The organism is Azospirillum brasilense (assembly GCF_008365405.1).
GTDB lineage: Bacteria > Pseudomonadota > Alphaproteobacteria > Azospirillales > Azospirillaceae > Azospirillum > Azospirillum brasilense_D.
On sequence record NZ_QOKV01000003.1, the window covers coordinates 1 to 13,163 of the forward strand.

Consider the following 13,163-nt stretch of genomic DNA (forward strand, 5'->3'; position numbering starts at 1 on the left):
AAAGCATCTAAGCGGGAAACCCACCTCAAAACCAGAACTCCCTTGAGAGCCGTGACAGACCATCACGTCGATAGGAGGCATGTGGACGGGCGGCAACGCCTGAAGCTGAGCCTTACTAATCGCTCGATCGGCTTGATCCTCTCCAGACGGCGGCCCGCGCGCAGCGGCAAGCCCTGGACGCAACGAGCCAACACCGCAAGCATGCAGAAAACGTCCTCACTTAACGAAACCTCTGCCGTCCCTGTCCGGATGGTTCGCGTGTGCCTTGGTGACCTGGTGGTCATGGCGAGGCTCCCAACACCCGATCCCATTCCGAACTCGGCCGTGAAACGCCTCAGCGCCGATGGTACTGCGTCTTAAGACGTGGGAGAGTAGGTCGCCGCCAGGTCACCACGGCACACGCCACGCCATCCAAGGACGTGGACGCAGCAGGTTTCACACAAACACTTGACAATCGGCTCCATGAACGGCAAGGCCGGCGCTTTCCCCTGTGGGAGGCGCCGGCTTTTTCGTTGTGCCTGGCCGTCGCTGCGGGCCCCCTCCCTAACCCTCCCCCGCTGCGCAGGGGAGGGGACAGAAGGGCGGGAAGTGGACGGTGCAGAGCTTGTCGGGGCTTTCCTTGGCGATGGCCTTGTGGCCGGCGATGGCGGTGTTGATCGCGTCGGAGGTCAGGCGATGCACGCCGGGAGAGATCACCACGGCGACGCCGCTGGCCGACAGCAGCGGGAAACGCCGCACCGCGCCGTAGCGGTCCTTGCCCTCGAAACAGCCGGCCTCCCGCGCCTCCGGATCGTAGAGGCTCTCCGCGTCGGAGCGGAATTGCGCGACGAGGTCCGCCACGCGGGCGAGCGCGTCCTCGTCCGCGGCGCCGCTGAGGGCGACGAAGAAATCGTCGCCGCCGATGTGGCCGGCGAAGCCGCCGTTGCCCGAGGCCCAGGCCTTCAGCCGCTCGCTGAACATCAGGATGGCGCGGTCGCCCTGGCGGAAGCCGAAACGGTCGTTGAAGGGCTTGAAGTTGTCGAAGTCGAGATAGGCCAGGACATGCCCGCGGTCCTGCTCCTGAAGGGCCCGCTCGATGTGGCGCACGATGGCGGCGTTGCCCGGCAAACGGGTCAGCGGGTTCTGGTCCGCGGCCATGGCGAGGTTGCGCTCGTGCACCAGACGGATCAGCGCGCCGCTGGACAGGAAGCCGGCATACTCGCCGCCTTCAATGATGATGATACCGTCGCTGGCCTCCTCCGCCGAGAAGGCTTCGATCACCTGGTCGAGCGGGGTGGAGATGTCGCAGACCGGGCTTTTCACCACCAGATCGAGCAGCGTGTCGCCCAGCCCCTTGTTGCGCAGAAGCTCGCTGCCGAAGCGGGAATAGACGAAGCGCTTCAGGTCGCGCTCGCGGATCAGCCCCAGCGGGCGCTGCTGGCGGTCGACGATGGGGGCGATGGACGGGCTGTCGTCGCCGCGGAAATAGTCGAGAAGCTCCGTCTTCGGGGAATTGACCGCCAGCGGCGTCTGCCGCTCGATCACCTCGGACAGGCGGAGACGGGCCTCGTTCGGCTTGCGGCGGTCCCGGCGGTTCATCTCCTCGACGATGCCGTAGCGTTCGGGAATGGCGCGCAGATCCACGCTGGGCCGGGCGATCAGATAGCCCTGGGCGAAGTCGCAGCCGAGATCGCGGCAGGTGTAGAATTCCTTCTCCGTCTCCACCCCCTCGGCGATGATGAGGATGCCGAGCGCGTGGGCGTAGCCGACCAGCGCGTGGGCGATGGCCCGCTTGCGCGTGTCGTGGTCGATGCCGGCGACGAAGTAGCGGTCGATCTTGAGATAGTCGGGCTTGGATTCGTAGAGCAGCCGGAGCCCGGCGAAGCCGACACCGAAATCGTCCAGCGCCACCCCGATGCCCGCCTGCCGGTAGCGGTCGATGGCCTGCTCGATGCTGTGGTCGGGGCGAAGCTCGCGCCGCTCGGAGATTTCCAAGCTGATGGTCAGGCGCGGGTCGGATGCGCCGCCATCCAGCGCGAAGGGGGGCAGCCAGGGGGAACCGGCCACCCCGACCACCCGCGCGTCGATGTTCAGGAACAGCTTGGCGTTCGGCCAGTGGTCCAGCGCGCGGAAGGCCGCCACCGCCTTGGCGTGCAGGGCGCATTCGACCTCGGCCAGCAGGCCCTGCATGCAGGCGGTGTCCAGCAGGTCGTTGGGGCTGGCGAAGGGGCTGCGCTCCAGGCCGCGCAGCAGCGCCTCCATGCCGTGGCAGCGCCCGGTCCGCATCTGCACGATGGGCTGAAAGGCGACCGACAGCCCGGCCAGAAGACGGGTCCATTCCGCCGGCAGCGCGGCCTTGCGGGCGCTCCCCGCCGGGGTGCCGGAGCGTTCGTCCCATTCTTCTGCTGGCACCGAGGCCATGGCTTCGTCCACCGCCGGCTGTCCATGTTCGTCGCGGGCAAGCCCATCTTGTAGCGGATGATCTTTTCGATTTCGTGACAAAGGCAAGGCGTCTGCGCGGAGGACGATCCAAAATGCCCTTCGCACCCCGGACCCGCTTTGCGCTATAGGGGTGCGCTTCAACGCAGACGATGGCGGATCTGGGAGGCGGCGGGGCATGAAGGTCGGCATCGACATGGGGGCGGCCATGACGGCTGGCGCGACGGGAGCGTCGGCGATGCTGGATCTCGAGGAGCTGCTGGCGACCCGCCTGCTGGTGCAGGGCAACTCCGGCTCCGGCAAGTCGCATCTGCTGCGCCGCCTGATCGAGCAGAGCGCGCGCTGGGTGCAGCAGGCGGTGATCGACCCCGAGGGCGACTTCGTGACTCTGGCCGAGCGCTTCGGCCACATCGTGGTGAACGCCGACGAGCACAGCGAGGCCGCCCTGCAGAGCGTCGCCGCCCGCGTGCGCCAGCACCGCGTCTCCGTCGTGCTGAACCTGGAGGGGCTGGACGCGGACCTGCAGATGCGCCACGCCGCGGCCTTCCTCGGCGGGCTGTTCGACGCCGACCGCGACCACTGGTACCCCATGCTGGTGGTGGTGGACGAGGCGCAGCTCTTCGCCCCTTCCGCCGCCGGCGAGGTGTCGGACGAGGCGCGCAAGGTCTCGCTGGGCGCCATGACCAACCTGATGTGCCGCGGCCGCAAGCGCGGGCTGGCCGGGGTGATCGCCACGCAGCGCCTCGCCAAGCTGGCCAAGAACGTGGCGGCGGAGGCGTCCAACTTCCTGATGGGCCGCACCTTCCTCGACATCGACATGGCCCGCGCCGCCGACCTGCTGGGCATGGAGCGCCGCACCGCGGAGATGTTCCGCGACCTGGAGCGCGGCCATTTCATCGCGCTCGGCCCGGCCATCTCGCGCCGTCCGCTGCCGCTGCGCATCGGTGCGGTGGAGACGCAGGGGCGGGCCGGCAGCCCGAAGCTGATGCCGCTGCCCGACACCACGCTGGAGGACGCGCGGGAGCTGATCTTCAGGCCGGGCGAGCCGGAGCCGCCGCGCTTGGCGGTGCGGCGCCCCTCGACCAGCGCCAGCGCCGATCTGCTGGCCCAGCTTTCCCGCCCGCGCCCCCTGCCGGCGGAGCCGGCGGCCGAGGACGCCGCCCCCGCGCTGCCCCTGGAGGAGCCGGAAACCCCGGAGCAGGCGGCGGAGCGCAAAGCCGCCTACGAGGCGATCCTGCGCGCGGTTCTGGCCGATCCGGAGGCGCCCTACCGCTCCATCGCCGTGCTGTATCAGGATTTCCTGGTGCGCTGCCGGACGCAGGGGGTGCGGGGCGAGCTTCTGGAATTGCCGGCCTTCCGGCGCAAGCTGGCGGCGGCCCGCGCCGGGGCGGGGGATGGCACCGAAGAAAATCCCGCCTGGGAGAAGGCGACGCAGGTGGCGGCCACCCTGCCGGAGGACATCCAGGTCGTCTTCCTGCTGCTGGCCCGCGCGGCGCTGGACCATCTGCCCTGCCCGTCCGACGCCGACGTGGCCCGCGCCTGCGGCAGCCGGTCGCGCGGGCGGGCGCGGCGCCTGCTGACCTACATGGAGCAGCGCGGCTTCGTCGCCACGCGCAGCGGGCTGGGCAACACGCGCAGCATCGCCCTGCCGGCGCTGGGCTGGGAAACCGCTCTGGGCGATCCGAACGCCGACCCGAACGCCGAAGACGGGTCGGATGGGCCGGAGGACGGCGGGCTGTTCGCCACCGCCTGAGCGGGCTTTCTATTCGTCGTCCGGCTCGATCCCGGCGGCCAGGGCGTGGGCCAGACGCCCGGCGGCGGCGACCGCGGCCATCGCCTCCTGCGCTTTGGCGGCGATGCGCGCGGTGCCCTCCGGCGTCGGCTGGTGGAGCGAGGGATCGGGCAGGCGTTCGACGAAATCCCAGGCGCCGGTGGCGGGGTCCCAGACCTCGAACACGTCGGGGTTGGGGCGGCGGGCGACCCAGGCGCGGGCGGCGTTGCCCTCGGCGCGGAAGCGCACCCCGAAGAAGCGGCTGGCCGCCATGGCCCCGATCGCCGCGACCAGATCGGCGTCGGCGTCCGGACAGCGCTGCGTCAGAGCGGCGCGCAGGGCTTCCGCCAGGGCGCGGCGGTCGTCATGATGGGGAAGGCCGTCGGGATCGGTTCTCATGACCCGCGATGGTAGAGGGATGGCGCGCTTCCGCAAACGGGCGCGATGTCGCAAGCGAAGCCCGGAGTCGTCATGGTCAGCCTGTCCGAAGCCTACGCCATCGCCATTGGTCACCACCGGGCCGGACGGATGGGCGAGGCCGCCGGGATCTACCGGGCCATTCTCGACGCCGATCCGCGGCAGGCCGACGCGCTGCATCTGCTGGGCGTCCTGGCGGGCCAGACCGGGCGGGGCGAGGACGCGGTGTCGTTGATCACCCAAGCCATCACACTGGACCCGGAGGCGGCGGACTATCACGACAATCTCGGCAGCCTGCGCCGTACCGGCGGCGATGCGGTTCGGGCGGCCGGGCAGCACGCGCGCGCCCTGGCGCTGGAGCCGGGGCGGGCCAAGGCGGCCTTCAACCGGGGGCTGGCGCTCGGCGATCTGGGGCGGGTGGAAGAGGCGTTGATATGCTTCCGCGCCGCCCTGCGGATCGATCCCGGCTATGGGGCGGCGGCGCTGGCGGCGGGGCGGCTGCTGGCTGGCGGGCCGGAGCCGACGGCGGCGGAACGCTGGCTGGCCCACGCGCTGTCCCTGGCGCCGGACAGCGCCGACGCCTGGGCGGCCGTGGGACGGGCGCGGCTGGCGGCGGCGGAGGCCGACGGGGCGGTGAGGGGCTATGGCCGTGCGGCGCGGCTGTGTCCGGGCAATGGTGCGGCGCTGAGCAACCTTGCGATGGCGACTTTGCAGGCCAGCGGCGCCCTGCCGGAGTTCCCCCGCGCCGACCGCCCGGAGGCGAGTTGGGGCGAGCCGCTGGGCCGTGTCCTCGACCTGTTTTTGGAGGCGCTGGATTACGGAACGGGGGAGGTGGCGGAGGTGGCGCTGTTCCGCACCGCCGTGCTGACCATCCATCGCGGCATGCTGGACGATGCGCGGCTGGAGCGGATCGCCGAGCGGGCACGGGACCGGCTACGGTGCGCGCCGGGGGATGGCGCGGCGGCCGCCTGTATCGCACACAGTCTCTACCGCCGGGGGCGATTGGTGACCGCCTCGCGGCTTGCCCGGCGGTATCTGCGCGGCTGGTCGGAGGAGGCGATCCGCGCCGACCCGCAGACGGCGAAATGGCGGCAGGTCGATGCGCGCCCGGTCTTCCTCGACACGCTCTCCGGGTATCGGCCGCGCATCGCGGAGGCGGGGGAACGGTCGATGCCGGTTCCGCCCGCGGCTGGTGGTGGCGCGATCCTACTGGTCAGCGTCGATTCCGGCTATTGGAGGCGGTTCGGCGGCTGGTTCCTGTCCCATGCCCTCAAGGATGCGCCGGGCAACCGCGTGCATGTCCACATCGTCAATCCCGGTGCGGAGGATCGCGCCGATCTGGACCGCCGCTGCGCCGCCCAGCCGGGGCGGCTGTCGTGGTCGCTGGAGCGCATCGACCTGTCCGTCCACGCGCCGGGGGCGGAGACCACCTATTACGCCTGCGCGCGCTTCTTCGTGGCCCGGGACCTGCTGGGATGGACGGGGGCGCCGGTCTTCATCACCGACATCGACGCCCGATGCACGGCGCCGCTTCCACCCGACCTGCGCGACGGGGCGGGCTGGGACCTGACCATCATGCGCGACCGCCGCGCCCGCGGGCCGTTCGACGACATCATCGTCAGCTTCCTCGGCATCGCGCCGACCGCGGCGGGGCGGGAGTTCCTCGGGCTCGTCGGCGCCTACATCGGCTGGTTCTTCGACCGGGGCGAGGCGGCCTGGACGCTGGACCAGGCGGCGCCCTACGCCGTTCTCTACGACTGGACGCGGCGCGGGCGGACGCCCCGGCTGCGGGACTGTGAGTTCCTGCGCCTGCCCTGGTTCGATTTCCCGGTGAAGGGGGAGGGGTGAAGGGCGAGGGGTGACGGGCCGCTACGCCGCCTGTACGCTGTTGTCCTTGCGCCGGGACAGCTGCAACTGGCCGTCCAGGCACTTCACGTAGGTGGTCTTGCCGGCCTTCAGGTTGTCGCAGACGGTGACCAGAGCGCGCGGGATCGCCGCGAACTCCTTCGAGCCGCGCGACTGCGTGTTGTAGGCGGCGAGGTGCTGGCGCAGCCCCTCCTTCGACACCGGCTTTCCGTCGTTTCCGATCATGGTCGTCCCCGCGTGAGTGGTCCTTGATGGACGAGGCTACGTGGGGACGACCCTGGACTCAACGTCCACTGCCGTTGGTGGGCCGGTCCTCCGGTTTTCCCCCGTCGCCGGTCCAGTCGTCGGTGATGTAGCGTTGGGCGTCGCTGATCTTTTCCACCTCGTCGCGGCTGGGCGGCTTGGGCACGCGCGACTGGCCGTTCTCGCGGTCCTGGTCCATGGGTCCTCCATCGCTTTGCCAGTGATGTGGACGGACGGGCGGGGCCGGCAAGCCCATCCCGGACCGGGGTACGGCATTCGCGTCCGATCATGGGGAGCGCTATGACCGCCGCCCGCTTGACAGGCGAACCCGCGCCGCCGGATCATCCGGCCGTTAACCGCTAAGAATTCCAAAGAGAATTCGCCCCGTCCGGGGTCGTTCCGGGATCACGCAGGGAGTATGGGAACCATGAACACGCTCGCGCGCCGTCTGGCCGGTGCCGCCCTTCTGTCCGCCGGACTTTCCTTCGGTCTTGCGGCCACGCCAGTCCTGGCCGACACGCCGAAGGACACGCTGGTCATGGCTTGGCAGTTCGACGACATCGTGACGCTCGATCCCGGCGAGATCTTCGAGCTGTCGGGGGCGGAATACGGCGCCCAGGTCTATGACCGGCTGATCCGCTTCGACGTCAACGACGTCAGCAAGATCTACGGGCAGGTGGCGGAAAGCTGGACCGTCTCCGACGACGGCAAGACCTTCACCTTCACCATCCGCGACGGCATCAAGTTCCACTCCGGCAACCCGCTGACGGCGGAGGACGTGGCCTACTCGCTCCAGCGCGCCGTGAAGATGAACAAGGGGCCAGCCTTCATCCTGACCCAGTTCGGTCTGACGCCGGAGAATGTCGACCAGAAGGTCCGCGCGACCAACCCGCGCACCCTGGTGTTCGAGACGGACAAGACCTACGCCCCGACCTTCGTGCTCTATTGCCTGACCGCCGACGTCTCCGGCGTGGTCGATTCCAAGCTGGTCAAGAGCAAGGAGGTCAACGGCGACTTCGGCGCCGCCTTCCTGAAGGCCAACTCCGCCGGGTCCGGTCCCTTCGTCCTGCGCCAGTGGAAGGCCAGCGAGCTTCTGTCGCTGGAGGCCAATGCCAATTACTGGGGCGGCGCCCCCGCCGTGAAGCGCGTGCTGATCCGCCACATCGCGGAACCGGCGACCCAGCGCCTGCTGCTGGAGAAGGGCGACGTGGACGTGGCCCGCAACCTGAAGCCGGAGCAGTTCGAGCCGCTGCGCGGCAACGACAAGATCCGCATCGTCCAGGCGCCCAAGGGCACGCTCTATTATTTCGGCCTGAACCAGAAGAACGAGGTGCTGGCCAAGCCCGACGTGCGCAAGGCCTTCAAGTACGCCGTGGATTACGACGGCATGGCGAAGACCATCATGAACGGGCTGGGCACCGTCCATCAGGCCTTCCTGCCCAAGGGCTTCCTCGGCGCGCTGGAGGAGAACCCGTACACGTACGATCCGGCCAAGGCGAAGGAGCTGCTCCGCCAAGCGGGCTATCCGGACGGCATCACGGTGACGATGGACGTCCGCAACACCTCGCCCAGCATGGACATGGCCCAGGCCATCCAGGGCAGCGCCGCGGCGGCGGGCATCACGGTCAAGCTGCTGCCGGCGGACGGCAAGCAGGTGGTCACCAAGTACCGCGCCCGCAACCACGAGGCGCTGCTGTACCAGTGGGGCGCCGACTACCAAGACCCGAACACCAACGCCGACACTTTCGCCGCCAACCCGGACAACGCCGACGACGCGAAGGCCAAGCCGCTGTCCTGGCGCAACGCCTGGGACATTCCCGAGCTGACCAAGAAGACCGCCGCCGCGGTCGAGGAGCGCGACGCCGCCAAGCGCGCCGCGATGTACCAGGAGCTTCAGCGCGAGGTTCTAGAGACGTCGCCTTTCGTCATCATGTTCCAGCAGACCGAGGTGATCGCGGAGCGCAGCAACGTCGAAGGGCTGGTCTGGGGTCCGAGCTTCGACAGCAACTACTACTGGAAGGTCAGCAAGAAATAAGGCGGGCCGCCCATCCCCTCTCCCGTCCCGGGAGAGGGTGGCGCCGAAGGCGCCGGGTGAGGGTCGTGCGAGGATCGAGACGCTGATCCTCGGCGGCACCCTCACCCTTCCCGTGCTTTGCACGGGTCCCCTCCCTCTCCCGGGGCGGGAGAGGGACCTTGAACTCATGTCGGGTGAAACTTGGCCGCTATCTTGAAACGACCGGGGATGCCGGGGCGGCGTCATGCGATTCGCGGGGCGGGGTTGCTCGTCTCGGTGGCGTTGACCGTCCTCGGCCTCCTGCTCGTCACCTTCCTGATCGGGCGCGTGGTGCCCATCGACCCGGTGATCTCCGTGGTCGGCGACCGCGTGTCCGCCGACACCTACGCCCGCGTCCGGCAGGAGCTGGGGCTGGACCTGCCGCTGTGGCAGCAGTTCCTGCGCTATGTCGGCGACGTGCTCCAGGGCGATTTCGGCACCTCGGTGCTGACCTCCCGCCCGGTGCTGGAGGATGTCCTGCGCGTCTTTCCGGCGACTCTGGAGCTCGCCACCGCCGCGCTGGTCGTCGGCGTGCTGCTGGGCATCCCGGCGGGGGTGATGGCCGCCGTTCATCGCGGGCGCTGGCCGGACCATCTGATCCGGGTGATCGGGCTGATCGGCCATTCCATCCCGATCTTCTGGCTGGGGCTGATGGCGCTGCTGGTCTTCTACGCGCGGCTCGACTGGGCGCCGGGGCCGGGGCGGGTGGACGTCTTCTACGAGGGGCTGGTCGATCCGGTAACCGGGGTCATCACGGTGGACGCCCTGCTGGCCGGCGAGAGCGATGTGTTCTGGAACGCGCTTCACCATCTGGTGCTGCCGGCCGGCATCCTCGGCCTTTACAGCGTGGCCTACATCGCGCGCATGACGCGCAGCTTCATGCTGGACCAGCTCCGCCAGGAATACATCACGACGGCCCGCGTCAAGGGCATGTCCGAGGCGCGGGTGGTCTGGCGCCACGCGCTGGGCAACATCGCGGTGCCGCTGACCACCGTGGTGGCGCTGTCCTACGCCTCGCTGCTGGAGGGGTCGGTGCTGACGGAGACGGTGTTCGCCTGGCCGGGGCTGGGGCTCTACATCACCAACTCGCTGCTGTCGGCGGACATGAACGCGGTGCTGGGCGGCACGCTGGTGGTCGGGGCGGTCTTCATCGGCCTGAACCTGCTGTCCGACCTGCTGTACCGTTTGCTGGACCCCCGTGCGCGATGAGGGGCACGATGACGCACGCTGTTGAAAATGGCCTGCGGGCGTGGTTGACGGCGGAGACGCCGCAGTCCCGCGGGCAGGCGCGGCTGGGCCGGGTCTATCTGGGCTGGCTGGCCTTCGCGCGCAACCGGCTGGCCATGATCGGGCTTGGCATCGTGCTGCTGCTGGTGCTGATGGCGGCGCTGGCCCCGCTGCTCGCGCCCTACGATCCCTACACGCAGGACCTGTCGCAGCGTCTGCTGCCGCCCAGCGCGGCGCACTGGCTGGGCACCGACGCCTTCGGCCGGGACATCCTGACGCGCATCCTCTACGGCTCCCGCCTGACGCTGATGATCGTGGCGCTGGTCGCGGTGACGGCGCCGGTCGCCGGGCTGCTGATCGGGACGGTGGCGGGCTATCTCGGCGGCTGGGTGGACGCGGTTCTGATGCGCGTCACCGACATCTTCCTGGCCTTCCCGAAGCTGATCCTGGCGCTGGCCTTCGTCTCGGCGCTGGGGCCGGGCATCGAGAACGCCATCATCGCCATCGCGATCACCAGCTGGCCGCCCTACGCCCGCATCGCGCGGGCCGAGACGATCACCATCCGCAAGAGCGACTTCATCAGCGCCGCAAGGCTCCAGGGCGCCTCGACGCCGCGGATCATCCTCGGCCATGTGGTGCCGCTCTGCTCCTCCTCGCTGATCGTGCGGGTGACGCTGGACATGGCGGGGATCATCCTGACGGCGGCGGGGCTGGGCTTCCTCGGCCTCGGCGCGCAGCCGCCCGCCCCGGAATGGGGCGCGATGATCGCCACCGGGCGCCAGTATGTGCTGGAGCAGTGGTGGGTCGCCACCATGCCCGGCATCGCCATCTTCGTGGTCAGCCTGGGCTTCAACCTGCTGGGCGACGGCCTGCGCGACGTTCTGGACCCCAAAGGCCAATGAGCGACAAACCTCTGCTGGAGGTCGAGAACCTCCGCATCTCCTTCCCCACCCGGACGGGCGTGACGCAGGCGGTGCGCGGCGTCTCCTTCACCGTGGGCCGGGAAAAGCTGGGCATCGTCGGCGAATCCGGCTCCGGCAAGTCGATGACCGGGCGGGCCATCCTGCGGCTGGTCCCGCCGCCCGGCACCGTCACCGCCGACCGGCTGAGCTTCCAGGGCGAGGACCTGTTGACCCTGCCGGAGAAGCGGCTGCGCGGCATCCGCGGGCGGCGCATCTCCATGGTCATGCAGGACCCGAAATTCTCGCTGAACCCGGTGATGACCATCGGCGCCCAGATCGCCGAGGCCTACCGCGTCCATTCCAGCGCCGGCACGGCGGAGGCGAAGCGGCGCACGCTGGAGATGCTGGAGGCCGTGCGCATCCGCAACCCGGAGCGCGTCTACGGCCTCTACCCGCACGAGGTGTCGGGCGGCATGGGCCAGCGCATCATGATCGCCATGATGCTGATCCCCAACCCCGACCTGCTGATCGCCGACGAGCCGACCTCGGCGCTCGACGTCACGGTGCAGATGCAGGTGCTGGCGATCATGGACGAGCTGTGCTCCCGCCGTGGCATGGGGATGATCTTCGTCAGCCACGACCTGAACCTCGTGGCGTCCTTCTGCGACCGCATCCTCATCATGTACGCCGGCCGGGTGGTCGAGACCTGCCGCGCGTCGGAGCTGCACGCGGCGAAGCACCCCTACACCCGCGGCCTGCTCGACAGCCTGCCGCGCCTGGACGACACGCGGGCGGAGCTGCCGGTGCTGGCGCGCGACCCGTCCTGGCTGGAGGATTTCCCCCCCTCTCCCCCCCGGGGAGAGGGTCGGGGTGAGGGGGCGTCGGCATCGCCGGAAGGTTCGGCAAAAGCGCAACCCCCTCACCCTAACCCTCTCCCCAGGGGGGAGAGGGGACATGGGGCGGAGGGCGGGCGATGATCGACGTCAAGGATCTGCGCGTCACCTTCGGCCATGGCGCCGATGCGGTGGCCGCCGTGCAGGGGGTGTCCTTCGCCGTGCGGGAGGGCGAGAGCTTCGGGCTGGTCGGCGAGTCGGGGTCGGGCAAGTCCACCGTGCTGCGCGCCGTCGTCGGGCTGAACCACGACTGGACCGGGTCCATCGCCGTGGCCGGCGCCGCGCAGGGGCGTCGCCGCGAGAAGGGCTTCTTCAAGTCCTGCCAGATGGTTTTCCAGGATCCCTACGGCTCGCTGCACCCGCGCCACACCATCGACCGCATCCTGGCCGAGCCCATCGCCATCCATGGCCTGCGCGACGCCGACGCGCGGATCGATCGGGTGCTGCGCGACGTCGGGCTGGGGCCGCAGTTCCGCTTCCGCTACCCGCACCAGCTCTCCGGCGGGCAGCGCCAGCGCGTCGCCATCGCCCGCGCCCTGGTGCTGGAGCCGCGCGTGCTGCTGCTGGACGAGCCGACCTCGGCGCTCGACGTGTCGGTGCAGGCGGAAATCCTCAACCTGCTGAAGCGGCTGCGGGCGGAGCACGCGCTGACCTACGTGCTGGTCAGCCACAATCTGGCGGTGGTCGCCACCATGTGCGACCGGCTGGCGGTGATGAACCGGGGCCGCGTCGTCGAGGAGATGGAGGTGGACGCCCTGCGCCGGGGTGCCGCGCGGGAGGACTACACGCGCCAGCTCCTGCGCGCCAGCCAGGGCTACGACCGCGCGGCGGCGGACAGCTTCAAGGACTTCGCGTGAGGGTCACCCCGCCTCGGGCGGCGGGCCTGGGCGGGCGGCCAGCGCGTCGGCCTGGGCCTGGAGCTTGGCCAGCAGGCCGTCGAGCTGGCCCATCTCCTCCTCCGTGAGCGCGCCGGTCAACTCCCGCTCGTAGGCGAGCGCGAGGGGCACGATCTCCGTGTAGATCGCCAGCGCCTTGGGCGTCAGGGTCAGCTGCGCCTTGCGGCGGTCGGTGGCGCCCGATTCGCGCAGGATCAGCGCCGAATCGAGCATCCGGCTGATCGCCCGGCTGACCTGCACCTTGTCCATGGCGGTGCGCTGGGCGATCTCCCCCGCGCTCAGCGTCTCGCCGCCGCCCAGCACGGCGATGACCCGCCATTCCGGGATGGTGATGCCAAATCGCTTCTCGTACAGCTTCGCCACCGTGTGGCTGACTGTGTTGGACAGCACCGCCAGGCGGTAGGGCAGGAAGCGGGTCAGATGCAGCACCGGCGCGGCGGGATCGGCGCCGGAACGCTTGCGGCGGGGGGAGGCCAT

The 13,163-nt window shown here is 69.9% G+C and carries 12 protein-coding genes and 2 rRNA genes; 9 read left to right on the forward strand and 5 right to left on the reverse strand.

All coding sequences use genetic code 11. From position 1 onward, the window contains the following. Both DS837_RS06715 and rrf read left to right on the forward strand, forming a co-directional pair. Nucleotides 1-140, forward strand: a 23S ribosomal RNA gene (locus DS837_RS06715); the annotation flags it as partial. A gap of 132 nt (nt 141-272) precedes the next feature. Further along, nucleotides 273-388: ribosomal RNA gene (gene rrf, locus DS837_RS06720) — 5S ribosomal RNA — on the forward strand. 155 nt (nt 389-543) lie between these two features. Here the strand turns inward: rrf and DS837_RS06725 are convergent. Next, nucleotides 544-2,412 carry a bifunctional diguanylate cyclase/phosphodiesterase gene (locus DS837_RS06725; RefSeq protein WP_247889806.1) on the reverse strand — a complete coding sequence of 623 codons (1,869 nt, stop codon included), beginning with the start codon at nt 2,410-2,412 and terminating at the stop codon, nt 544-546. A 184-nt stretch (nt 2,413-2,596) separates the two neighbouring features. Here DS837_RS06725 and DS837_RS06730 point away from each other — a divergent pair, with 184 nt between their 5' ends. Beyond that, a complete protein-coding gene (locus DS837_RS06730) occupies nt 2,597-4,171 on the forward strand; it encodes a helicase HerA domain-containing protein (RefSeq protein ID WP_149164048.1) in 1,575 nt (524 codons plus the stop codon). 9 nt (nt 4,172-4,180) lie between these two features. Here the strand turns inward: DS837_RS06730 and DS837_RS06735 are convergent, their stop codons facing one another. After that, complete coding sequence (locus DS837_RS06735; RefSeq protein ID WP_149164049.1) at nt 4,181-4,588, reverse strand: hypothetical protein; 408 nt, start codon at nt 4,586-4,588, stop codon at nt 4,181-4,183. Between the two features lie 45 nt (nt 4,589-4,633). Here DS837_RS06735 and DS837_RS33035 point away from each other — a divergent pair, with 45 nt between their 5' ends. After that, nucleotides 4,634-6,454 (forward strand): tetratricopeptide repeat protein, encoded by a 1,821-nt coding sequence (locus DS837_RS33035; protein ID WP_211102138.1) that lies wholly within the window; start codon nt 4,634-4,636, stop codon nt 6,452-6,454. A gap of 21 nt (nt 6,455-6,475) precedes the next feature. On the opposite strand, the gene DS837_RS06745 is transcribed toward DS837_RS33035, so the two are convergent. Both DS837_RS06745 and DS837_RS31975 read right to left on the reverse strand, forming a co-directional pair. Further along, entirely contained in the window at nt 6,476-6,697 is a 222-nt protein-coding gene (locus DS837_RS06745) for a hypothetical protein (protein WP_014239111.1), read from the reverse strand. A 58-nt stretch (nt 6,698-6,755) separates the two neighbouring features. Then, nucleotides 6,756-6,914 carry a hypothetical protein gene (locus tag DS837_RS31975; protein WP_170295768.1) on the reverse strand — a complete coding sequence of 53 codons (159 nt, stop codon included), beginning with the start codon at nt 6,912-6,914 and terminating at the stop codon, nt 6,756-6,758. A 228-nt stretch (nt 6,915-7,142) separates the two neighbouring features. On the opposite strand from DS837_RS31975, the gene DS837_RS06750 reads away from it, so the two are divergent. The 5 genes from DS837_RS06750 to DS837_RS06770 all read left to right on the forward strand — a co-directional run bounded on the left by DS837_RS06750 (nt 7,143) and on the right by DS837_RS06770 (nt 12,647). After that, nucleotides 7,143-8,750 (forward strand): ABC transporter substrate-binding protein, encoded by a 1,608-nt coding sequence (locus tag DS837_RS06750; protein WP_149164050.1) that lies wholly within the window; start codon nt 7,143-7,145, stop codon nt 8,748-8,750. Between the two features lie 207 nt (nt 8,751-8,957). Continuing rightward, complete coding sequence (locus DS837_RS06755; protein WP_149164051.1) at nt 8,958-9,977, forward strand: ABC transporter permease; 1,020 nt, start codon at nt 8,958-8,960, stop codon at nt 9,975-9,977. Nucleotides 9,978-9,985: 8 nt separating this feature from the next. Then, entirely contained in the window at nt 9,986-10,897 is a 912-nt protein-coding gene (gene nikC, locus DS837_RS06760; protein WP_149164052.1) for a nickel transporter permease, read from the forward strand. Beyond that, entirely contained in the window at nt 10,894-11,874 is a 981-nt protein-coding gene (locus DS837_RS06765) for an ABC transporter ATP-binding protein (protein WP_149164053.1), read from the forward strand. Before nikC ends, DS837_RS06765 begins: the two co-directional genes overlap by 4 nt. Further along, entirely contained in the window at nt 11,871-12,647 is a 777-nt protein-coding gene (locus tag DS837_RS06770) for an ABC transporter ATP-binding protein (protein WP_149164054.1), read from the forward strand. Before DS837_RS06765 ends, DS837_RS06770 begins: the two co-directional genes overlap by 4 nt. A 3-nt stretch (nt 12,648-12,650) precedes the next feature. Here the strand turns inward: DS837_RS06770 and DS837_RS06775 are convergent, their stop codons facing one another. Next, nucleotides 12,651-13,163, reverse strand: coding sequence for a MarR family winged helix-turn-helix transcriptional regulator (locus DS837_RS06775; protein WP_149164055.1), 513 nt, complete (start codon nt 13,161-13,163; stop codon nt 12,651-12,653).

Bases quoted from the DNA above. Each gene is read 5' to 3' on its own strand.
- DS837_RS06735 (WP_149164049.1), bottom strand. From the start codon at position 4,588: ATGAGAACCGATCCCGACGGCCTTCCCCATCATGACGACCGCCGCGCC.
- DS837_RS06765 (WP_149164053.1), top strand. From the start codon at position 10,894: ATGAGCGACAAACCTCTGCTGGAGGTCGAGAACCTCCGCATCTCCTTC.
- DS837_RS06745 (WP_014239111.1), bottom strand. From the start codon at position 6,697: ATGATCGGAAACGACGGAAAGCCGGTGTCGAAGGAGGGGCTGCGCCAG.
- DS837_RS06750 (WP_149164050.1), top strand. From the start codon at position 7,143: ATGAACACGCTCGCGCGCCGTCTGGCCGGTGCCGCCCTTCTGTCCGCC.
- nikC (WP_149164052.1), top strand. From the start codon at position 9,986: ATGACGCACGCTGTTGAAAATGGCCTGCGGGCGTGGTTGACGGCGGAG.
- DS837_RS31975 (WP_170295768.1), bottom strand. From the start codon at position 6,914: ATGGACCAGGACCGCGAGAACGGCCAGTCGCGCGTGCCCAAGCCGCCC.
- DS837_RS06775 (WP_149164055.1), bottom strand. From the start codon at position 13,163: ATGGCCTCCCCCCGCCGCAAGCGTTCCGGCGCCGATCCCGCCGCGCCG.
- DS837_RS33035 (WP_211102138.1), top strand. From the start codon at position 4,634: ATGTCGCAAGCGAAGCCCGGAGTCGTCATGGTCAGCCTGTCCGAAGCC.
- DS837_RS06730 (WP_149164048.1), top strand. From the start codon at position 2,597: ATGAAGGTCGGCATCGACATGGGGGCGGCCATGACGGCTGGCGCGACG.
- DS837_RS06755 (WP_149164051.1), top strand. From the start codon at position 8,958: ATGCCGGGGCGGCGTCATGCGATTCGCGGGGCGGGGTTGCTCGTCTCG.
- DS837_RS06770 (WP_149164054.1), top strand. From the start codon at position 11,871: ATGATCGACGTCAAGGATCTGCGCGTCACCTTCGGCCATGGCGCCGAT.